The following is a 20,888-nucleotide window of genomic DNA, read 5'->3' on the forward strand; positions in this document are numbered from 1 at the left end:
CGCTCGCGTGAGAGGAGTTCTCTTCGCGGCACTGGTCGCGCTGGTCATCTCCCTGCTCGGCACCCCGTCGGTGATCCGCTTCTTCCGGCGGCAGGGCTACGGGCAGGAGATCCGTGAGGACGGGCCGTCGAGCCACCTGACCAAGCGCGGCACGCCCACCATGGGCGGCACCGTCATCATCCTCGCCACCCTCGCCGGGTACTTCGTCTCGCACCTGGTCACCGGCATCGGCTTCACCGCCTCGGGCCTGCTGGTCCTGATGGTGATGACGGGCCTGGGCCTGGTCGGCTTCCTGGACGACTACATCAAGATCCGCAAGCAGCGCAGCCTGGGGCTGACGGCCCGGACGAAGTTCGCCGGCCAGGCCGCGGTCGCGCTGGCGTTCGGGCTGCTGGCCGTCCGGTTCAAGAACGACAGCGGGCTGCTGCCGGGCTCGACGTTCATCTCGGTCGTGCGCGACACCGGGTTCTCGATCGGCCTGATCGGCTTCCCGCTGCTCGCCTGGATCATCATCGCCGCGACCTCGAACGCGGTGAACCTCACCGACGGCCTGGACGGCCTGGCCGCCGGCACGTCCGCGATGGTCTTCGGCGCCTACGTGGTGATCTCCTTCTGGCAGTTCGGCAACGTCTGCGAGTCCGGGGCGCTGACCGAGGGCTGCTACTACGTGCGCGACCCGCTCGACGTCGCGCTGGTCTCCGCCGCCGCGATGGGGGCCTGTTTCGGCTTCCTGTGGTGGAACGCCAGCCCGGCGAAGATCTTCATGGGGGACACCGGCTCGCTCGCGCTCGGCGGGGCGTTCGCCAGCATCGCGATCGTCAGCCGCACCGAGCTGCTGCTGTTCGTGCTGGGGGGTCTGTTCGTCATCGAGACGCTGTCGGTCATGATCCAGGTGGCGTTCTTCAAGGCGACGAAGAGACGGGTGTTCAACATGGCGCCCATCCACCATCACTTCGAACTCGCCGAATGGCCGGAGACGACGGTGATCATCCGGTTCTGGATCGTCTCCGGCCTGGCCGTCGCGTTCGGTCTGGGCCTGTTCTACGCCGAGTACCTTTCCCACGGGGGCGGTTGACCATGAGTACTTCCGCCACACCGGTGCTCGCCGGCGCTCAGGTCACGGTCGTCGGAGTGGGCGTCTCCGGCGCCGCGGCGGCCGGTGCGCTGGCGGCCCGCGGCGCCCGGGTGGTCGTGGTGGACGCGGCCGACGGCCCGGGCCAGCGCGCCGCCGCCGAGCGGCTGCGGGCGGAGGGAATCGAGGTCCGGCTCGGCGGCCTGCCGGCCGAGGCCGGGGCGGCGTCGCTCGTCGTGACCTCGCCGGGTGTCCCACCGGACACGCCGCTGCTGCGGGCGGCAGAAGCCGCCGGGGTACCGGTGTGGGGCGAGGTGGAGCTCGCCTGGCGGTGGCGCGGGCTGTCCCGGTGGCTCGCGGTCACCGGCACGAACGGCAAGACCACCACGACCGAGATGCTCGGCGCGATGCTCGTCGCCGGGGGGCGGCGCGCCACCACAGCCGGCAACATCGGCACGCCCATCGTGGCGGCCGTCGAGACCCGGCCGCCCTACGACGCGCTCGCCGTCGAGCTGTCCAGTTTCCAGCTGCACTACACCTCCACCGTCGCCCCGCGCGCGGCGGTGATCCTCAACGTCGCGCCGGACCATCTCGACTGGCACGGCGGAGCCGACGCCTACGCGGCGGCGAAGGCGCGGATCTGGGCGGCCCCGCACACCGTCGCCGTCGGCAACGTGGACGACCCCGTGAGCCTGGAGCTGCTGTCGCGGGCGCCGGGCCGGCGGGTCACCTTCGGGCTGGACCCGAACGCCACCCCACGGCCCGACCTGACCGTCGTGAACGGGTACCTGGTCGACCGGGCCTTCTCCGGCGGGCGGCTGATCGCCGTGGCCGATCTCGGCGCGGCCGGCCGCTCACCCGGGCGGCGCCCGCCCGCCACCGGCATCACCGGCGGCGGGCCGGCCGGCGGCAGGGTCGGCGGCGCCGTGGCGGGCGGCGCCCGGGCCGGCGCGGCCGGGACCGGCGGCGGGCCGGGCCCGTTCGGCGGCGGCCAGTTCCGGGACGACCGCTTCCCCGGCTTCGCCACCGGCGCTGAGCTGGGATCGCACAACATCGCCAACGCGCTGGCCGCCGCCGCGCTGGCCCGCGCCGACGGGGTGGACCCGGCGGCCATCGGCGCGGCGCTCGCGTCGTTCCGGCCCGGCGCGCACCGCAACGTCACCGTCGGCCGGCGCGGCGGCGTCCGCTATGTCGACGACAGCAAGGCCACCAACCCGCATGCCGCCGCGGCGTCGCTGCGCGCCTACCCGTCGGTGGTGTGGATCGCGGGCGGTCTGAACAAGGGCCTTGAGTTCGACGATCTCGTTGTCTCGGCCCGTCGCGGGCTGCGCGCGGTGGTCCTGATCGGCCAGTGCGCCGACGAGGTGGCCGCGGCTCTCGCCCGACACGCCCCCGATGTCCCCGTGGAACGGGCCGCGGGCATGGACGATGCGGTGGAGGCCGCCGCGAAGCTCGCGGCACCGGGCGACACCGTGCTGCTGGCGCCCGCGGCGGCGTCGATGGACATGTTCCGTGACTACGCGGAGCGCGGCGACCTGTTCGCCGCGGCCGTGCGAGCGCGGGGAGGCTGACCGCCGGCGCTCTCCCTCCCAGCGCGGCACCGGAGAGGGGGAGCGTGAGCGAGCGCATGACGGGTGCGCGAACCACCGGAACGGGGACGGCCGTAGCCGGGTCGAGGCCCGCGGGGAGCACTCCCGCGGGCCGCACGGGGGCGGGCACGACCAACGCGGGCGGGGCCGGCGCGGCGGGCTCCGAGACCGCCACCGACGCGGCCGGCGCCGGCGGCCCGAGCCCCGGCACCGGCGGGCCGGAGACCACCGGCGCCAGGCGGGGCTGGGTCGGCGACCCCCGCACGCCCATCCTCGACCGCCCGCTGGCCTCGTACTACCTGCTGCTCTCCTCCGCTGGCCTGCTGCTGCTGCTCGGCCTGGTCATGGTGCTCTCGGCGTCCGCCCCGCGGTCCTTCCAGGACTTCGGCTCGGCCTACACGCTGTTCCTGCGGCAGGCGACGTGGGCCGGCATCGGCATCCCGCTGCTGCTGGTCGCGAGCCGCCTGCCGATCCGGGTCTTCCGGGCCGCCGCCTACCCGTTGCTGGGCGTGACCGTCCTGCTGTTGATGGCGGTGCTCGTCCCGGGGATCGGGCACGTCGAGAACGGTTCGCGGCAGTGGATCCCGATCGGCCCGTACACCCTGCAGCCGAGCGAGTTCGCCAAGATCACCCTCGTGCTGTGGTGCTCGGACGTCCTGGTCCGCAAGCGTCGCCTGCTGGTCAACTGGAAGCACCTGCTCATCCCGGTGGTGCCCGGCTTCCTGTTCATCGACCTGCTGCTCATGCTCGAGCCCGATCTGGGCGGTTCGATCTGCGTCACCGTGGTGCCGCTGGCGGTGCTCTGGGTGATCGGCACCCCGCTGCGGATCTACGCCGGGCTGCTCGGCGGCATGGTCGCCGGCGCCAGCGTCCTGGCGATCAGCGCGCCGTACCGGCTGGAACGGCTGATGTCCTTCCGGGATCCCTTCGCCGACCCGAACAGAACCGGCTTCCAGGCCGTCCACGGCATCTACGCGCTGTCGTCCGGCGGCTGGTGGGGGGAGGGGCTGGGCGCCTCGAAGGAGAAATGGCCGGACCTGCTGCCCGCCGTGCACACCGACTTCATCCTCGCGATCATCGGCGAGGAGCTCGGCCTGCTCGGGAGCCTGGTGACCGTCACGCTGTTCGGCGTCCTGGGCTACGCGGGCCTGCGGATCGCGCACCGCAGCGACGACCTGTTCATCCGGCTGGCCGCCACGGCGGTCACCGCCTGGATCATCGCCCAGGCGGTGGTGAACATGGGCGCGGTCGTCGGACTGCTGCCGATCACCGGGGTGACCCTGCCGCTGGTGTCCTTCGGCGGATCGGCGCTGCTGCCGACGATGGGCGCGCTGGGCATGCTGCTGGCCTTCGCCCGCCGCGAGCCGGATGCCGTCGTCTACCTCGCGGCGCGCGCCGAGGCGCGCCGCGCGGCGCGTGCGGGGCGCGCTGGTCGGGGGTGGCTGCGCCGCCGCCGCGCCGCGCGGGCCGAGACTCCCGAGGCGGCGGTCTAGAACGGTCGAGCTCGGACCCCCGGAACGGCGGTCCGAGCGGCCGGGTCGAGGCGTCCGTGTGGTCGGCCGATCCGCCCGCGTGTTCGGCCGACCATGTTGCGTGCGCGCCGCCGAGATGTGGAATCGTCAGGGCCGATGTTGCGAAGTGTGCTGCTCGCCGGCGGCGGAACTGCCGGCCATGTGGAACCGGCCCTCGCGGTCGCCGACGCGTTGCGCGCGGACGACCCCAGGATCCGGGTGACCCTGCTCGGTACCGAGACCGGGCTGGAGGCGAAACTCGTCCCGGCCCGCGGCTACGAGTTGGCGACCGTGCCGAAGGTACCGATGCCCCGGCGCCCCTCGCCGGCGCTGCTCACGGTGCCGAAACGGCTGGCCGCCGCCGTCGGCGCGGCGCGCGCCACGCTGCGCGAGGTGCGGGCGGACGTCGTGGTGGGCTTCGGTGGCTACGTCGCCGTGCCCGCCTACGTGGCCGCGCGCCGCCTGGGGGTGCCGATCGTCGTGCACGAGGCCAACCCGCTGCCCGGCCTCGCGAACCGGCTGGGGGCGCGGCTCACGCCGTTCGTGGCCACCTCCTACCCCAGCACCCCGCTGCGCGGGTCCACCCTCACCGGGATTCCGCTGCGCGCGGAGATCCTCACCCTGGACCGCTCGGCGCCGGCGGCGCGCGCGGCGCGGGCCCGCTACGGCCTGGACGCCCACCGCCCGACCCTGCTCGTCTTCGGGGGGTCGCAGGGCGCCCGCTCGCTGAACACCGCGATGGTCGGCGCCGCGCGGGAGCTGACCGGCTCGGGCGTGCAGGTGTTGCACGCCACCGGGCCGAAGAACTACGAGGAGGTCGCCGCCGCGCTGCCCGCCGGGCTGGCCGCGCCCTACCGGGCGGTGCCCTACCTGGACCACATCCCCTCCGCCTACGCGGCCGCCGACATGAGCCTGTGCCGCTCCGGCGCGATGACGTGCGCCGAGCTCGCGGCGGTCGGCCTGCCGGCGGTGTACGTACCGCTGCCGCACGGCAACGGCGAGCAGCGCCGCAACGCGCTGCCGACGGTGGAGGCCGGCGGCGGCCTGCTGGTGGACGACGCAGAGCTGAGCCCCGGCTGGCTGGCGGCCAACCTGCTCCCGGTGCTGACCTCGGCCGAGCGGCTGGGGAAGATGTCCGCGGCCTGCGCCGGCACGGGCCACCCGGACGCCGCCCGCGCGATCGTCGCGATGATCCGGCTGGCCGAGCCGACCCGCAGGCGGGCCCGGCCGAGGCACGCGGCGAACTGAGCGACCGTGGCCAGCGCCTCCCCGCCCGTGCCGCACCTGAGTCCGGCGCACCTGAGCCCGGCGCGCGTGGGTCCGGCGCGTGTGGGTCCGGCGCACGCCCGTGCGCGGCACTGCGGCAGGATGGCGACGTGACGGCGCGAGATCTTCCGGAGGGCTGGCGGCGGGTCCACCTCGTCGGCATCGGCGGGATCGCCATGAGCGGTCTGGCGCGGCTGCTGGTCGCGCGGGGCGCGACAGTCACCGGCAGCGACGCGGTCGAATCCCGGCGGCTGGCGTCGCTGCGCGCGCTCGGCATCCCGATCACGGTGGGCAACGGCCCGGACAGTTTCGACGCGTCGCGGCTCGACGGGGTCGAGCTCGTCGTCGTCGCGCCCGCGGTGCCGACCGACGACCCGGAGCTCGCCGAGGCGCGCCGGCGCGAGCTGCGTGTGCTGACCCGCTCCGCCGCGCTCGCCGGGCTGATGGCCGGGCACCGGGGCGTCGCGGTCGCGGGCTCGCACGGCAAGACCACGGTGGCGATGATGCTCACCGCCGCCCTGCAGGCCTGCGGTGAGGACCCGACATTCGCGGTCGGCGGCGATCCGGGCGAGGCCGGTTCGCACACCCACGCGGGCAGCTCCGAGCTGATGGTCGTCGAGGCGGACGAGGACGTCGGCGCGTTCTGGCAGCTCCAGCCGTACGGCGCGGTGCTGACCGGGGTGGCCGCCGAACATCTCGACCACTACCGGACGATGCCCGCGCTCGCCGCCTCGTTCGCGACGTTCCTGCGCCGGGTCGACCCGGGCGGCTTCCTGGTCGCCTGCGTGGACGACACGGCCGGCTGGGCGCTCGCCACGGCGGCGGCCGATCACGCCGACCGGTGGCGCCGGGCCGGCGGCCCGGACGGGCGCCCGGCGGACGCCGCCGCGCACAGCACCACAGGCGGGCAGGGCACCGCGCGGGCGGGCCGGCCGTGGCTGACGGGGTACGGGTTCGGGCCGTCGGCGGACGTCCGGCTCGTCGCCGAGGAGATCTCGATCGCGGGCACCAGCGCGGAGGTCGTCGTCCATGGCGTCCGGCTGGGCCGGTTGTCGCTGCGGGTCCCCGGCCGGCACCACCTCCTGGACGCCGCGGCGGCCCTGGCCGCCGGGATCGCCCTGGGCGCCCCACCGGCCGGCCTGCTGGCCGGGCTGGCCGAGTTCGCCGGGGTCCGCCGCCGCTTCCAGCCGCTCGGGTCGGCGGGCGGGGTGCGGGTGGTCGACGACTACGCCAACCACCCGGACCGGGTGGCCGCCGCGGTCGAGGCGGCGCGGGCGGCTGCCGGCGGCGGCCGGGTCGTCGTCGCGTTCCAGCCGCATCTGTACAGCCGCACGGCCCTGCTCGCCGACCGGTTCGGTGCCGCGCTGGGCTCGGCTGACGCGGTCGTGGTGATGGACGTCTACGGCGCCGGGGAGCAGCCCGAGCCGGGCGCGGGTGGTGCCCGGGTCGCCGCGGCCACCCGGGCCGGGGCAGCGCGGGTCGTGTACGAGCCGTCGTGGTCGGCCGTCCCGGGCGTGCTGATGGATCTGGCACGGCCGGGCGACCTGGTCATGACACTCGGCGCCGGCGACGTGACGCAGGTCGGCCCGGAGCTGCTGCGCCTGCTGGCCGAACGGTCGGCCCTGCCGGGCTGACCCAGGCCCCCAGCCCCGGTCTGACGATCCATCGCAGAAGTGTGGCGGCCGGGTGAGTCCATGGACTCACCCAGCCGCCACACTTCGTTTCGAAGCGCTGCCGGCCGGGGGCGGTCAGCGCAGCGCGGCGAGGACGACGACCGGGATCTCGCGGGTCGTCTGCTCCTGATGGGTGCGCAGCCCCGGCATGCCGTCCACCAGCGCCGCGTACAGGCGCTCGCGCTCGGCCCCGACGGCGGTGGACGCCTCCGCGTCGAACCGGTCGGCGTCCAGCTCCACGGTGACCTTCGGGTGCGCCAGCAGGTTCCGGTACCACTGCGGGTGCGCCGCTGCGGCCATGTTCGAGGCGTAGACGACGAGGCGCCGGGCCGGGATGTCCCGATCCGGGCCGTCCGGCCTGGCGTTCAGGCTGTCCGGCGTGGCGTGCGGGCCGGCCGGCGTGGCGTGGGGGCCGTCCCGAGTGACGTCCAGAGCGTTCGGCGGGGCGTCAGGGGCGCCGGGCGCCGGGTGGCCGTCCACGACGTAGCCCAGCGGGGTGGTGTGCGGGCGTCCGGTGCGCTCGCCGACGGTTGTCAGCAGCAGGAGCCGGGAGCCGGACAGGGTCTTCTCCAGCCTGCCGCCGTTGGCCCGGTACTCGGCGATCACCGCCTGGTTGACCACCCTGAAGTCGAATCCGCGGCTGCGTGGGTCTCGAGTTTCGGTCATCGTCGGTCCTCACCCTTGCCGTCGGGGCACCCGCCGGGAGGGGGGAGTGTTCGTTCACCGGAGAATGTCACGCGGCGCAGTCAACCATCGACTCCGCGCACCGCCCCGCAGGGTCAGGTCGGCAGGCCCGTCGCGTCCTGGTCGCCCGCCCGGCTGCTCCCGGAAAGTGCGTCGGTGCCGCCGGCGGCGAGCAGGTCCAGCAGGCGCGGGCCGAGCGTGGTGATCGTTCCGGCGCCGAGGGTGAGCAGCATGACGCCGTGCGTGCCGCCGGCCGCCGCGTCGCCGAGATCCCCGCGGCCGCCGAGATCGGCGAGGTCGGCGACGAGCCGGCCCGGCAGGTCGGGCCAGGCCACGTAGCCGGCGGCGGCCGGCCGCCTGATCCGCCCGGCGAGGTCGGACGCGTGCAGGCCCAGGTTGTCGGTCTCGCGCGCGGCGTACACGTCGGTCACGTAGACGCGGTCGGCGTCGCCGAAGGCCGTCGCGAAGTCGTCGAGCAGCGCGGCGAGGCGACTGAACGTGTGCGGCTGCGCGACCGCCCAGACCTGCCGGCCGGCGGCGCGGTCGCGGGCCGCGCGCAGGGTGGCGCGGATCTCGGTCGGGTGGTGCGCGTAGTCGTCGACGATCTCCACGCGGGTGCCGCCGGGCGCGCTCGCCCGGCCCACGACGTCGAAGCGCCGGGCCGCGCCCGCGTACGTCCCCAGCGTCCTCAGGGCGTCCGTGGGCGGCACCCCCAGCTCGGCGGCCGTGGCGAGGGCGGCGAGGGCGTCCAGGGCGATGTGGGGGCCGGGCAGCGCCAGGGTGAGCTCGCCGACCCGGTTCCCGTCGCGCAGCACGGTCGAGGTGGAGCCGCCGCCGGGCAGTGGGACGTAGTCCACCGCCCGCCACGTCCGCCCGGGGGCGAAGCCGTAGTCGACCACCCGGGCCCGCGGCGCGTCGGCGCGCCGGTCGGGTTCGGTCCGCCGGTCGAGTTCGGCGAGCACCGCGGCGACGCCGGGATGGTCGCCGCAGACGACCAGCCGCCCGCCCGGGCGGACCCGGGCCGCGAAGTCGGCGAACACCGCGCGCACCGAGGCCTCGTCCGGGAAGAGGTCCGGATGCTCCCACTCGACGTTGGTGATCACCGCGAGCTCCGGGTCCAGCCCGGCGAACGCGCCGCCGTACTCGTCCGCCTCCAGGACGAACACGTCGCCCTGTCCGGTCACGGCGCTGCCGCCCAACTGGGCCACATCGGCACCGATGACCGCGGTCGGGTCGGCGCCGCCGGCCGCGAGCACCAGGGTCAGCATCGCCGCGGTGGTGGTCTTGCCGTGTGAGCCGGCGACCGCCACGAGCCGGTAGGGCGCGGTCAGCTCCGGCAGCCAGTCCGAGCGCCGCCGGACGGGGATGCCGAGCTCGCGGGCGGCGATGATCTCCGGGTGGTCGTCACGCAGCGCGCTGGAGGCCACGACGACGTCCGCCGCGGACAGCTCGGCGGCCAGCGCCGCCGCGTCGGTGGCGGGGCCGACCCGGACGGGGACCCCCAGCTCACGCAGCATGGCGACCCGCGGTGAGTACTCCTGGTCGCTGCCGGAGACCTGACCGCCGGCGGCCAGGTGGATCTGGGCGAGGGGTGACAGCCCGGCGCCGCCGATGCCGAGGAAGTGGACCCGCCGGACCCGCTCGGGGCGGTCACGGGGATCGGGGACGACGGGCGGCGGCGCGGCGGCCGGGCCTGCTGGGGCGGCCGGGGCGTCGTCGGAGTGCGGTCCGGTCACGCCACGCAGTACACACCACAGGGCAGGGGTTCGGCGGAGGTGCCCCGGGCGAGCCGGGACCGGTGTGACGAAGGGGACGCGAATCCCATCCGTGTGACGCGCCGCCAGCGTCCTTGACCACCGACGAAGCCGTGCCTACTGTCCGATCCACAGTCGGAAGTTGACATAACTGTAACCGTCTAGCTGACGGTGAAGGTTGAGGCTGCTCGGCTGCTTCCCCGCTCCAATCGGTCGTAAGACCGCGGGCTAACGGAGCCGGGGAGCCCCCCTGCTCGCCCACCGACGCCGCTGGAGGACCGACACCGCATGGCAGCCCCCCAGAACTATCTCGCGGTCATCAAGGTCGTCGGGATAGGCGGAGGCGGCGTAAACGCCGTCAACCGGATGATCGAAGTCGGGCTAAAGGGTGTCGAGTTCATCGCCATCAACACCGACGCCCAGGCGCTGTTGATGAGCGATGCCGACGTCAAGCTCGACGTCGGCCGTGAACTCACCCGTGGCCTGGGGGCCGGTGCCGACCCGGAGGTCGGCCGCCAGGCCGCCGAGGATCACCGCGAGGAGATCGAGGAGGTCCTCAAGGGGGCCGACATGGTCTTCGTGACCGCGGGTGAGGGCGGTGGCACCGGCACCGGTGGCGCTCCCGTCGTCGCCAACGTGGCCCGCTCGCTCGGCGCGCTGACGATCGGTGTGGTGACGCGCCCGTTCACCTTCGAGGGCCGCCGCCGCGCGACCCAGGCCGACACAGGCATCGACACCCTCCGCAATGAGGTTGACACCCTCATCGTCATCCCGAACGACCGCCTGCTCGCGATGACCGATCGCGACATCAGCGTCCTGGACGCCTTCCGCAGCGCAGACCAGGTGCTGCTCTCCGGTGTCCAGGGCATCACCGACCTCATCACCACCCCTGGTCTGATCAACCTCGACTTCGCCGACGTCAAGACGGTCATGTCGCACGCCGGCAGCGCCCTGATGGGCATCGGCCGGGCGCGGGGTGACGACCGGGCCACGGTCGCCGCCGAACAGGCCATCGCCTCTCCCCTGCTGGAGGCCAGCATGGACGGCGCACAGGGCGTCCTGCTGAACATCTCCGGTGGGTCCGACCTCGGTCTGTTCGAGATCAACGCCGCGGCCGAGCTGGTCGCCGACGCGGCCCATCCCGAGGCGAACATCATCTTCGGTGCGGTGATCGACGACGCCCTCGGCGACGAGGTACGGGTCACCGTGATCGCCGCCGGGTTCGACACCGTGCAGGACCGACGGACCCGCACGCTCGCCACCCAGCGCCGACCACCGGGGCCGGGTGGCGCGGCCGGCGGCCCGCCGCAGCCGGGTGCCCCCGGCCAGCCGGCGGCCCAGCCGGGCCCGGGCGGCGCGCCGAACACCACGGCGCTGCCGCCGATCCCGAACGTGCCGGCGCCGCCACGGCCCGCGCCGGCCCACTCGACCTACCTGCCGCCGACGAGCCAGCAGGTCGGGCACTACGTGCCGGACCCGCTGCCCGACGACCGCGCCCCGAGCCAGGCCGGCGCGCCGGCGGTCGGGTCCGCCGGCGACCAGCGGCCCATGGGCGGGCCGCCCCGCCGGGAGCACCCGGACACGGCCGGGGAGGGCGGTTACGCCCGCTCCGCGCCGGCTGCCGGCGTACCGGGCACCGGCCACCCGGCTCCCGGGCACGTTGCTCCGGCCCACGCCGCTCCGGCCCACGCCGCCGCGGCCCAGGGCATGCCCCGTGCCGGGCTCGGGCACGCCGGGGCCGCTCCCGGCGGGGCCCCGGGCGCGCCGGGAGCCGCTCCGGCCGGCGGGGCTCCGCCGCAGGCCGGCCGTGGCCCGGAGCCGGCCCGTCCCGGCCCGCGCCCGACCTACCCGCCGCGCCGCCCCGTCCGCCCGGTGGCCGACGACGACGAGCTGGACGTTCCGGATTTCCTCAAGTAGGCGGCGATGCCCGTCCTGGTGACCTCGCGTGACGGCGGCACGAGCATGCCGCCGTACGCGGGGCTCAACCTCGGTGACCACGTGGGTGATGATCCGGAGGCGGTCAGCGTGAACCGGCGGCTGCTCGCGTCCCGGGTCGGCCGCCCGGTCCAGTTCATGCGGCAGGTGCACGGGGCCCAGGTGAGCCTGGTGCGGGCACCCGGACCGCCGCCCGAGGCCGACGCCATGGTCACCGACGCCGCCGGCGTCGCGCTCGCGGTGCTGGTGGCCGACTGCGTGCCGGTGATGTTCGAGTCGCCGGCGGCGGTCGGCGTCGCGCACGCCGGCCGCCAGGGGATGGCGGCGGGCGTGCTGGCGGCCACCTTGAAGATCTTCGACGAGCTCGGCGTCGACCGCTCGTCGATCGACGTCACGCTGGGCCCGGCGATCTGCGGGCGGTGCTACGAGGTGCCCGCGGACATGCGCGCCGACGTCCAGCGGTGGGTTCCGGGCAGTGGGTCGGAGACCCGCGCGGGCACGCCCGCGCTGGATCTCCGGGCCGGGCTGCGTGCCCAGCTGGCGACGGCCGGCGTGGGCCGTGTTGTGGTATCCGATCGTTGCAGCGCCGAGTCGGGGGATCTCTACTCGTACCGCCGCGACGGGCGGACCGGGCGGTTCGCCGGCCTCGCCTGGCTGCCATGAGCGGCCTCGAGCGCGAGGTGGACCCGCGCCGGCTGGCCGAGTTGCGCGAGCGGCTGACAGTCGTCCGTGACCGGATCACCGTGGCGGCCCGGGACGCCGGCCGCGACCCGGCGGAGCTGACCCTGATCGCCGTCAGCAAGACCCGACCCGCCGAGGACGTCCTCGTGCTGGTCGCGCTGGGTGTCCGCCACTTCGCGGAGAACCGCGAGCAGGAGGCCGGGCCGAAGACCGAGGCCGTCCGGCTGGCGCTGGCCGCCGCCGCGGCGGGCGGCTCGGATGAGCACACGATGTGGTCCGATGATGACCGTTTCCGGGAATCGAGTCCGTTGGCCGACACGTCGGGGGCATGGCGTCCATCACGTGTGGATCAGGGTCCGACCCTCGGGCCGGCCGCCGGGCCCGATGTGCCGGTCTGGCATTTCGTCGGCCAGCTCCAGCGCAACAAGGCCCGGGCCGTGGCGGGCTGGGCGCACTGCGTGCAGTCGGTGGACCGAGCGCGACTGGTCGAAGCCCTTTCCCGGGCAGCAACGGCACGTGGTCGTCAGATTTCAGTGTGCATACAGGTCAATCTGGACATTACGGAGCCCGTCGGTGGACCGGGTGTGCCCGCGGCGCGAAATGCCCTGTCTACCAGGGAAAACGAGCCCACCGCCGGGGCCGTGGACGGCGCTCGCGGCGGGGCCCTGCCCGCGGACGTGCCGGCGCTCGCCGAGCTCGTCGCCGGCTCCGAAGGGCTTGTTCTGGCGGGTGTGATGGCTGTCGCGCCACGCGGAGCACCCGCCAGGCCGGCCTTCGCCCGACTCCGTGAGGTAGCTGACCGACTTCGTTCCGAACATCCCGCGGCGACGCTAGTCAGCGCAGGGATGTCCGGTGATCTCGAGGACGCGGTCGCGGAGGGCGCGACACACCTTCGGATCGGCACCGCTTTGTTCGGTGAACGGCACGGTGTCCCTTAGAGTCGCGCCCATGGGGCTCGGTCGCAGGGCGATGGTCTACCTCGGGCTCGCCGAGGAGGACGAGGACTATCTCGACGACGACTATGACGACGGCGGTCACGACGCCGTCCGAGGCGCCGTCCGGGACGATCGGCGGGCCACGCTCGACCCGGTGCCGATTGACCGGTCGGTCCGCCGGATCGATGCACGTGAGGAGCCTGTCGCCATGCCGCGACGCCCACCGGTGGAGCATCTGCGACCCCCCGTGCCGACGCCGATGCGCCGCGTAGCGCCCGTCGAGGAGCCCCGGCCATACCGGATCACGACGCTCCAGCCGCGTAGCTACAATGAGGCCCGTCAGATCGGTGAGGAGTTCCGGGACGGGACCCCCGTTATCATGAACCTCACCGAGATGGACGACGTCGACGCCAAGCGGCTGGTCGACTTCGCCGCAGGGCTGATCTTCGGGCTCCGCGGCGACATCGAGAAGGTGACCAACAAGGTCTTCCTGCTCTCGCCGCACAACGTCGAGGTCACCGAGACAGACAAGCGACGCATCCGCGAGGGTGGGTTCTACAACCAGTCGTAGTAACCAGTCGTAGCCAGGGTAAGATCATCCAGCAGGGTCGTCACCACTTCCCCTCGTCCTCCCGGGAGAGAGCACCATCAGCGCACTTGGAACTCTGCTCTTTTGGGTGCTGACGGCCTACCTGCTGCTCCTGATCGCCCGGTGGGTCATCGACCTGGTGCTCGCGCTGAGCGGCTCCTTCCGGCCGACCGGCCCCCTGGTCCTGCTCTTCGAGATCGTGTACACGGCGACTGACCCTCCGTTGCGATTGATTCGGCGGTTCATTCCGCCGTTGAGGGTAGGTAGCGTTGCGCTTGACCTCGGGTTCCTGCTTCTCTTCATAGTGATCGTCGTTTTGCAGAGCTATGCGCAGAGGCTGTGACTGAGGTCGTGTGCACACCGCGAGTGCGGGCAAGGCAGACTGCCCGCAGACCGCCCTCTCTTCGGGGAGCGGCGATGCCGCACGAGGAGGCAACGTGGCGCTGACACCGCAGGATGTTCAGAACAAGGTCTTCAGCCCGACGAGGTTTCGCACGGGCTACAACGAGGACGAGGTCGACACCTTCCTTGATGAGGTCGAGGCCGAGCTGACGCGACTGCTCGACGAGAGCAGCGACCTGCGCAGGCAGCTCGACGAGGCCCGCCGGTCCGGCGGTGGCGGTCCCGGTGTCCCGGCACAGATCCTCGACGAGAACCAGCAGCTGCGCCGCCAGCTCGAGGAGTCCCGCCGGCAGTTGGCGCAGGCGCAGGCCCAGGCCGCGCAGGCGGCCCAGGCCGCCCGCGAGCGGCCCCCGATGCCCGCCGGCCCGCCTGGCGCAGGTCCGGGCGGCCCCGGTCTCGGCGCCCCCGGCGGTCCTGGTGGTCCCGGCGCACCCGGTGGTCCGCCGGTGTCCGGTGGCCCGACGGCGGTCATGCCCGCGCTGGTGGGCGGGGGCGGTCAGGCCCCGGCCCGCACGGGCCCGGGAGCCGGCGGCCAGAACGACGCCGACATCGAGCAGCGCGTCGCGCGGACCCTCGTGCTCGCCCAGCGGACCGCCGACGAGGCGCTGCGGGAGGCCCGAGCCGAGTCGGAGCGGGCCCGCCGCGAGGCGCGCGCCGACGCCGACCGGATCCTCGGTGAGGCCCGGGCGCACGTCGCCGAGCAGCTCGGTGGGCTCGAGGACGACAAGCGCCGCCTCGAAGGCCAGGTCGAGCAGCTCCGCGCCTTCGAGCGCGAGTACCGCACGCGGCTGCGCGCCTACCTGGAGATGCAGCTGCGTGACCTCGACGGCATGCCCACACAGCCGGCCGTCGGGCCGGGCATGCCGGCGCGCCCCGGGCTCAACCCCGGCGCGCCGACGCCCACCCCGGCCCCCGCGAGCGTCGGCATGGCGCAGACCGGTGGCGGCCAGCCGCCCCAGCCCCAGCACGTGGGAGCGCAGGCGTTCCAGGGCGGCCCGCAGATGGGCGCCGCGACGCTGGCGCGGGAGAGCAACGGCCACGGCGGGCGCCCGGATCTCGACCCGGGCCGCCGCGACGCTCCGGGCATGCAGGAGTTCTAGGCCAGCATGGTGATGATCAGCGGCGCCCTGGTGGTGATCGCCGCGGTGCTGGCCGTGCTCGGCCTGTTCGGCGCGGCCACCTGGTCGTACACGTCACTGATCGTCGTCTGCCTCGCCGCGGTGCTGCTGCCCGTCGCGGCTGTGCGGCGCGCTGGGAAGAAGACGCCGGCCTAGGCCTCGCCGCGCTGCGTCCCGCGGAACCACGGCTGTTGCCGCCGCGCCCGCGCCGGCGGGGTCTCCACCGGCGCGGGCGAGAAGTCGGGTGGCCGTCAGCCAACCGTCGGCGGCGCGGGGGTCGTCCTGGTCAGCGCGAAGGTCAGGCCGAGCTCCGCGGCTGATCCCCGGTGCCAGGCCGGCTCCGCCGTCTGCTCGACCGGTGCCTCCTGGAACACTGTGGCCAGGATCTCGTCGGCGACGGTCGCCGCGTGCTCACGCAACGCTGCCGCCGTCTCCTCCTTGGCGGCGGCCCAGCGCAGCTCCACCCGGTCGGTGATCTCCAACCCCGCGGCCCGCCGCGCGTCCTGCAGGACGCGCACCACGTCGCGGGCGAGCCCGGTCCGGGCCAGCTCCGGGGTGACGGTCAGGTCGAGGGCGACCGACAGGCCCGACTCACTCGTCACCGACCAGCCCTCACGCGGCGTCTCGGTGACGATCAGATCCTCACCGCCGAGCTCGATGCGCTCGCCGTCCACGGTGACGGTCAGCCGGCCGTCCACCGGTGCCCCGGCGGTGGTGACGGCGGCGGCGACCGCCTTCGTGCGGTTGCCGAAGCGCCGTCCCAGCGCCCGGAAGTTCGGCTTCACGCTGATGTCGACGAGGTCCGAGGTCGCGGCCTCGACGGCGACGACGTTGAGCTCCTCGGCGATCTGCGCGCGCAGCTCCGCCGAGAGGTCGTCGAACGCTGAGGAGCCGACCACCGCGCGCGGCAGCGGCTGACGGGTGCGCAGCCCGCTGGCGGCCCGGGCCGCCCGGCCGAGCTCGACGATCCGGCGCACGAGGTCCATCCGCTCGGCCAGGCCCGGCTCGACGAGGTCCGCCGGCAGCTGCGGCCACGAGGCCAGGTGCACCGAGTCCGGGGCGCCGGGCAGGATGCCGGCGAACAGCCGGGACCACAGCCAGTCGGTCAGGAACGGGGTGAACGGCGACATCACCCGGGTCAGGCCGTCCAGGCAGGTGTAGAGGGTGGCCAGCGCGTTCGGGTCGCCCGCCCAGAAGCGGCGGCGGGAACGCCGGACGTACCAGTTCGACAGGTCGTCCACGAAGCGGGCGATGCGGCGCCCGGCGCGCAGCGCGTCGAAGCCCTCGAGGGCGGCGTCCACCTCGGCGACGGTGTCGGCGAGCTCGGAGAGCGCCCACCTGTCCAGCACCGGGCGTTCGGCCGGGGCCGCGGCGCCCTCGCCCGACCCGTCGGCGCCGGTCGGGCGCCAGTCCGCCGCACCCGCGTAGAGCGCGAAGAACGACGCGGTGTTCCAGTAGGTGAGCAGGATCTTGCGGACGATGTCCTCGATCGACTCGTGGCTGACCCGGCGGTCCGACCACGGTGAGCCGCCGGCCAGCATCAGCCACCGGACGGCGTCCGCCCCGTGCCGGTCGAACAGGTCGAACGGGTCCAGCACGTTGCCCACGTGCTTGCTCATCTTGCGGCCCTCGGCGTCGAGCAGCAGGCCCAGGCACAGCACGGTCTCGTAGGACGACCGGTCGAAGACCAGCGTGCCCACGGCCATGAGCGTGTAGAACCAGCCCCGGGTCTGGTCGATCGCCTCGCAGATGTACTGCGCCGGGTACTGCTTCGCGAACTCGTCGGCGTTGCGGTGCGGGGCGCCCCACTGGGCGAACGGCATCGCGCCGCTGTCGTACCAGACGTCGATGACCTCGGGCACCCGCCGGGCGGTCTCCCCACAGGTGGGGCACGGCAGGGTCACGTCGTCGACGAACGGGCGGTGCGGGTCGAGCGTCGAGTGGTCCGTGCCGGTCAACTCGGAGAGCTCCGCCAGCGAGCCGACGCAGGTCAGGTGGGACGGGTCGGCCTCACACCGCCAGACGGGCAGCGGGGTGCCCCAGTACCGGTTGCGGGACAGCGCCCAGTCGACGTTGTTGCGCAGCCACTCGCCGTAGCGGCCCTCGCGGATGCGCTCGGGGTGCCAGTCCGTCCGCGCGTTCTCGGCGAGCAGGCGCTCGCGGACGGCCGTCGTGCGGATGTACCAGGACGGCAGCGGGTAGTAGATCAGCGGCGTGTGGCAGCGCCAGCAGTGCGGGTAGCTGTGCGTGTAGGTCGCCGCCCGCCACATCAGGCCCCGCGCGGTGAGATCCGCGGACAGCGGAGCGTCGGCGTCCTTGAAGAACAGCCCGCCGACCAGTGGCACGTCGGGCAGGAAGCGCCCGTCCGGCCCGACCGGGTTGACGACGCCGAGGCCGTTGGCGCGGCAGACCGCGAGGTCCTCGGCGCCGAAGGCGGGCGCCTGGTGGACGAGCCCGGTGCCGTCCGTGGTCGTCACGTAGTCCGCCAGGACCACCGAGTGCGGGCGGGCGGACGTCCCGGTGCCCCGGCCGACGGCGGTCTTCGCCGCCGCCTCCTCGAACCGCTCCAGCGGGACCAGCTCGAACGGCCGGGCGTAGCGGGTGCCGGCGAGCTCGGTGCCGGTGAAACGCTCGACGACCTCGGCGCCCTCGCCCAGGGCCGCGGTCAGCAGCGGCTCGGCGACGACGAGCAGTTCACCGCCGGCGGCCCGGGCCAGCACGTAGCTGACCTCGGGATGGACGGCGACCGCGGTGTTGGAGACCAGCGTCCACGGGGTGGTCGTCCACACCAGCAGGTGCGCGCCGTGCTCGGCCAGCCCGCGCGGGCCCTCGACGACCGGGAACCGCACGTAGACCGACGGGTCGTCGGTGTCGCTGTAGCCCTGGGAGACCTCGTGGTCGGACAGCGGCGTCTCGTCCCGGGGGCAGTACGGGGTGACCCGGAAGTCCTCGACGAGCAGGCCCTTGTCGAAGATCTGCTTGAGGGACCACCAGACGCTCTCGATGTACGAGGTGTCCATCGTCCGGTAGGCGCCTTCGAGGTCGACCCAGTAGCCCATCCGCTCCGTCATCGCGGAGAAGTCGGCCACGTGGCGCAGGACGGACTCGCGGCACCTCTCGTTGAACTCGGCGATGCCGTAGTCCTCGATGTCGCTCTTGCTGGTGAAGCCGAGTTCCTTCTCGACGGCGAGCTCGACGGGCAGGCCGTGGCAGTCCCAGCCCGCCCGGCGGGGCACGTGGTAGCCCTTCATCGTCTTGTAACGGGGGAAGAGGTCCTTGAAGACCCGCGCCTCGACGTGGTGGGCGCCCGGCTTGCCGTTGGCGGTCGGCGGGCCCTCGTAGAACACCCACAGCGGCCGGTCTGCGCCGGCCTGCAGCGAGCGGTGGAAGACCTTGGAATCCTTCCAGCGCTCCAGCGTCTCGCGCTCGAAGGCAGGCAGGTCGACCCGCGAGGGCAGTGGGCGGAACGCGGGCGTCGGGGCGTCGGGGGTACTCATCGTGGCTGGTCTCCGTCGGCGGTGGGGCACTCCGGCGGAGGGACGACACCTCGCCGCACACCGGCGTGGGCCGGTGGCGGCGCGAGGTACCGCGGTACCACCCTCCTTGCGCGCCCGGGTGCGCTCCGCGATCTCTCGCGGACGGCGACCGGGCGGCCACTCTTGTCATGCGGCGGCGGCCGGATCTACTGGGGGCTCGCGGCCCTGTTCTCCCGGCGGCTCAGGGTGATCTTCACGGCGCGCTGGTCACCGGGCTCGCACCGCCCCCGGCTCGCTGCGACTGCGCCTGCCGCTACTCGTCCCGTCAAAGCCTTTCCGCGCTTCCAGCGTAGCCGACGGCCAACGGCGATCGCGGCCGCGGATCGCCGGCGGATCACCGGCACCCGTGCCCGGTACCGGGCGGGCACTCAGAACGGGTCTCGGGTCGCGTCTCGGGCCGGTGGTCGGCCGGCGGGCGGGTGACCCGTGAGATCGCACCCGTACAGTGGTGTGTGTGGTGGCCGAGCCGGGGATGGACAAGGGCGTCCCGTACAGGAACACCCAGTACGGGAGCACCGTGAACGCTGGTGCGGCGGGAGCGGGTGCCCCGGGTGCCTCCGGCGCGGGCGGCGGCGCCCCGAGCGGTGACGCCGCGGTCAGGCCCGGCCGTGACCGCCTGGTCACCTCGCACCGTGCGGTGCTCGTCGTCGCGCTGACCTCGCTGTGTCTGATCGTCCTGGACATCGGCACGAAGCTGCTGGCCGTCGCCCAGCTCACCGGGCGCGCCCCGATCGAGATCATCCCCGGCGTGCTCGACCTGCGCCTGACCCGGAACTCGGGGGCCGCGTTCAGCCTGGCCGGCGGGGCCACGGTCATCCTCAGCCTGATCGCGCTCGCGGTCGTCGCGGTGGTCGTGGTCACCGCCAGGCGGCTGGCCTCCATCGGGTGGGCGTTCGTCTTCGGCGCGATGGTCGGCGGCGCGCTGGGCAACCTGATCGACCGGCTGTTCCGCGCCCCCGGGCCGCTGCGCGGGCACGTCGTGGACTTCGTCCACATCCACCACTGGCCCATCTTCAACGTCGCCGACTCGGCGATCGTCTGCGGCGGAGCGCTCGCGGTCATCCTCTCCCTGCGCGGCGTCGGCCTCGACGGCACGCGCCTCTCCGGCGGCCCGCCACCCGACCCCGGGTCAGCGGAGCCGGCCGGACCATCCGGTCCGGCGGGGCCGAGCCACGCCGGCGGTCCCGGGCCCGGTGACGCGTGAGCACGGCCGACATCGACCGGCGCTCGCTGCCGGTCCCAGACGGCCTCGACGGCATCCGCCTGGACGCCGCCATCGCCCGCATGTTCGGCCTGAGCCGCACGGCCGCCGCCACGCTCGTTGACGACGGCCAGGTGAGCGTCGACGGCCAGGTCCGCGGCCGCTCCGACCGGGTCAGCGGCGGCGCCTGGCTGGACGTAGCCCTCCCCGCCCCGCCCCGCCCGCTCACGGTGGAGCCCACCCCGGTCGCGGGCCTGCGCATCCTGCACGACGACGACGACATCGTGGTCGTCGACAAGCCGGTCGGCGTGGCGGCCCACCCGGCCCCGGGGTTCACCGGCCCGACGGTCATCGGCGCGCTCGCCGCCGCCGGCTACCGGGTCTCCACCTCGGGCTCGGCCGAGCGCCAGGGCGTGGTGCACCGCCTGGACGTCGGCACGACCGGGGCGATGGCCGTCGCGAAGAGTGAACGCGCCTACACCCTTCTCAAGCGGGCCTTCCGGGAACGCGAGGTGGAGAAGGAATACCGGGCGGTCGTCCAGGGACACCCGGACCCGCTGCGCGGGACGGTAGACGCCCCCATCGACCGCCATCCCCGCCGGCCCGGCCTGTTCGCCGTCGTCGCGGACGGCAAGCCCAGCGTGACCCACTACGACACCGAGGAGGCGTTCCGCGCCGCCTCGCTGCTGTCGGTGCGGCTGGAGACGGGCCGCACCCACCAGATCCGGGTGCACATGGCGGCGCTGCGGCATCCCTGCGTGGGCGACCTCGCCTACGGGGCGGATCCGACGCTGGCCCAGCGCCTCGGGCTGACCAGGCAGTGGCTGCACGCCGCCCGGCTCGCCTTCGCCCACCCGGCGGACGGCACCTGGGTCGAGTTCACCAGCCCCGATCCCGACGACCTGGCCGAGGCGGTGAAGCGGCTGCGCGACCAGACGTGAG

At 74.2% G+C, this 20,888-nt stretch carries 17 protein-coding genes; 14 read left to right on the top strand and 3 right to left on the bottom strand.

Annotation, left to right across the window (positions count from 1 at the left end; genetic code table 11):
* Window positions 1-7: 7 nt before the first annotated feature.
* From mraY to murC (MXD62_RS15435), 5 genes are all read left to right on the top strand, one after another.
* On the top strand, window positions 8-1,075 hold the full coding sequence (gene mraY / locus MXD62_RS15415) for a phospho-N-acetylmuramoyl-pentapeptide-transferase (protein ID WP_248829945.1): 1,068 nt from the start codon (window positions 8-10) through the stop codon (window positions 1,073-1,075).
* A gap of 2 nt (window positions 1,076-1,077) precedes the next feature.
* The gene (gene murD, locus MXD62_RS15420; protein WP_248829946.1) at window positions 1,078-2,643 is read left to right on the top strand and encodes a UDP-N-acetylmuramoyl-L-alanine--D-glutamate ligase; all 1,566 of its coding nucleotides are present in this window, start codon (window positions 1,078-1,080) and stop codon (window positions 2,641-2,643) included.
* Between the two features lie 56 nt (window positions 2,644-2,699).
* Window positions 2,700-4,154: a putative lipid II flippase FtsW gene (ftsW, locus tag MXD62_RS15425; protein WP_248829983.1), complete on the top strand. Its 1,455-nt coding sequence runs from the start codon at window positions 2,700-2,702 to the stop codon at window positions 4,152-4,154.
* 135 nt (window positions 4,155-4,289) lie between these two features.
* Window positions 4,290-5,420 carry an undecaprenyldiphospho-muramoylpentapeptide beta-N-acetylglucosaminyltransferase gene (gene murG, locus MXD62_RS15430; protein ID WP_112106092.1) on the top strand — a complete coding sequence of 377 codons (1,131 nt, stop codon included), beginning with the start codon at window positions 4,290-4,292 and terminating at the stop codon, window positions 5,418-5,420.
* A 128-nt stretch (window positions 5,421-5,548) separates the two neighbouring features.
* The gene (gene murC / locus MXD62_RS15435; protein WP_248829947.1) at window positions 5,549-7,072 is read left to right on the top strand and encodes a UDP-N-acetylmuramate--L-alanine ligase; all 1,524 of its coding nucleotides are present in this window, start codon (window positions 5,549-5,551) and stop codon (window positions 7,070-7,072) included.
* A gap of 114 nt (window positions 7,073-7,186) precedes the next feature.
* Here murC (MXD62_RS15435) and MXD62_RS15440 read toward each other — a convergent pair whose 3' ends face one another.
* Together MXD62_RS15440 and murC (MXD62_RS15445) are read right to left on the bottom strand one after the other, a co-directional pair.
* Window positions 7,187-7,777, bottom strand: coding sequence for a nitroreductase/quinone reductase family protein (locus MXD62_RS15440; RefSeq protein WP_248829948.1), 591 nt, complete (start codon window positions 7,775-7,777; stop codon window positions 7,187-7,189).
* 113 nt (window positions 7,778-7,890) lie between these two features.
* On the bottom strand, window positions 7,891-9,531 hold the full coding sequence (murC, locus tag MXD62_RS15445; protein ID WP_248829949.1) for a UDP-N-acetylmuramate--L-alanine ligase: 1,641 nt from the start codon (window positions 9,529-9,531) through the stop codon (window positions 7,891-7,893).
* Window positions 9,532-9,837: 306 nt separating this feature from the next.
* On the opposite strand from murC (MXD62_RS15445), the gene ftsZ reads away from it, so the two are divergent.
* The 7 genes from ftsZ (at window position 9,838) to MXD62_RS15480 (ending at window position 15,365) form a co-directional block, all read left to right on the top strand.
* Entirely contained in the window at window positions 9,838-11,466 is a 1,629-nt protein-coding gene (gene ftsZ, locus MXD62_RS15450; RefSeq protein WP_248829950.1) for a cell division protein FtsZ, read from the top strand.
* Between the two features lie 6 nt (window positions 11,467-11,472).
* Window positions 11,473-12,147 carry a peptidoglycan editing factor PgeF gene (pgeF, locus tag MXD62_RS15455; protein WP_248829951.1) on the top strand — a complete coding sequence of 225 codons (675 nt, stop codon included), beginning with the start codon at window positions 11,473-11,475 and terminating at the stop codon, window positions 12,145-12,147.
* Complete coding sequence (locus MXD62_RS15460) at window positions 12,144-13,103, top strand: YggS family pyridoxal phosphate enzyme (RefSeq protein ID WP_248829952.1); 960 nt, start codon at window positions 12,144-12,146, stop codon at window positions 13,101-13,103. The genes pgeF and MXD62_RS15460 overlap by 4 nt, the downstream gene beginning before the upstream one ends.
* 10 nt (window positions 13,104-13,113) lie before the next feature.
* Window positions 13,114-13,671, top strand: a complete 558-nt coding sequence (locus tag MXD62_RS15465) for a cell division protein SepF (RefSeq protein WP_071063794.1) — start codon at window positions 13,114-13,116, stop codon at window positions 13,669-13,671.
* Window positions 13,672-13,777: 106 nt separating this feature from the next.
* Entirely contained in the window at window positions 13,778-14,032 is a 255-nt protein-coding gene (locus MXD62_RS15470) for a YggT family protein (protein ID WP_020462564.1), read from the top strand.
* Between the two features lie 94 nt (window positions 14,033-14,126).
* Complete coding sequence (locus MXD62_RS15475) at window positions 14,127-15,191, top strand: DivIVA domain-containing protein (protein WP_248829953.1); 1,065 nt, start codon at window positions 14,127-14,129, stop codon at window positions 15,189-15,191.
* A 6-nt stretch (window positions 15,192-15,197) separates the two neighbouring features.
* Complete coding sequence (locus tag MXD62_RS15480; protein WP_165938600.1) at window positions 15,198-15,365, top strand: hypothetical protein; 168 nt, start codon at window positions 15,198-15,200, stop codon at window positions 15,363-15,365.
* A 95-nt stretch (window positions 15,366-15,460) separates the two neighbouring features.
* On the opposite strand, the gene ileS is transcribed toward MXD62_RS15480, so the two are convergent.
* On the bottom strand, window positions 15,461-18,706 hold the full coding sequence (ileS, locus tag MXD62_RS15485) for an isoleucine--tRNA ligase (RefSeq protein WP_248829954.1): 3,246 nt from the start codon (window positions 18,704-18,706) through the stop codon (window positions 15,461-15,463).
* 493 nt (window positions 18,707-19,199) lie between these two features.
* Between ileS and lspA the strand changes: the two genes are divergently transcribed.
* Both lspA and MXD62_RS15495 read left to right on the top strand, forming a co-directional pair.
* Window positions 19,200-19,949: a signal peptidase II gene (gene lspA, locus MXD62_RS15490; RefSeq protein WP_248829955.1), complete on the top strand. Its 750-nt coding sequence runs from the start codon at window positions 19,200-19,202 to the stop codon at window positions 19,947-19,949.
* Entirely contained in the window at window positions 19,946-20,887 is a 942-nt protein-coding gene (locus MXD62_RS15495; RefSeq protein ID WP_248829956.1) for an RluA family pseudouridine synthase, read from the top strand. Before lspA ends, MXD62_RS15495 begins: the two co-directional genes overlap by 4 nt.
* Window position 20,888: the final 1 nt, after the last annotated feature.

The organism is Frankia sp. Mgl5 (genome assembly GCF_023242985.1).
In the GTDB taxonomy this organism is placed as follows: Bacteria; Actinomycetota; Actinomycetes; order Frankiales; family Frankiaceae; genus Parafrankia; species Parafrankia soli.

Excerpts from the sequence above, each read along its gene's own strand:
- murD (WP_248829946.1), top strand. The coding sequence starts at position 1,078 with ATGAGTACTTCCGCCACACCGGTGCTCGCCGGCGCTCAGGTCACGGTC.
- ftsW (WP_248829983.1), top strand. The coding sequence starts at position 2,700 with ATGACGGGTGCGCGAACCACCGGAACGGGGACGGCCGTAGCCGGGTCG.
- murG (WP_112106092.1), top strand. The coding sequence starts at position 4,290 with ATGTTGCGAAGTGTGCTGCTCGCCGGCGGCGGAACTGCCGGCCATGTG.
- MXD62_RS15440 (WP_248829948.1), bottom strand. The coding sequence starts at position 7,777 with ATGACCGAAACTCGAGACCCACGCAGCCGCGGATTCGACTTCAGGGTG.
- ftsZ (WP_248829950.1), top strand. The coding sequence starts at position 9,838 with ATGGCAGCCCCCCAGAACTATCTCGCGGTCATCAAGGTCGTCGGGATA.
- pgeF (WP_248829951.1), top strand. The coding sequence starts at position 11,473 with ATGCCCGTCCTGGTGACCTCGCGTGACGGCGGCACGAGCATGCCGCCG.
- MXD62_RS15460 (WP_248829952.1), top strand. The coding sequence starts at position 12,144 with ATGAGCGGCCTCGAGCGCGAGGTGGACCCGCGCCGGCTGGCCGAGTTG.
- MXD62_RS15465 (WP_071063794.1), top strand. The coding sequence starts at position 13,114 with ATGGGGCTCGGTCGCAGGGCGATGGTCTACCTCGGGCTCGCCGAGGAG.
- MXD62_RS15480 (WP_165938600.1), top strand. The coding sequence starts at position 15,198 with ATGGTGATGATCAGCGGCGCCCTGGTGGTGATCGCCGCGGTGCTGGCC.
- ileS (WP_248829954.1), bottom strand. The coding sequence starts at position 18,706 with ATGAGTACCCCCGACGCCCCGACGCCCGCGTTCCGCCCACTGCCCTCG.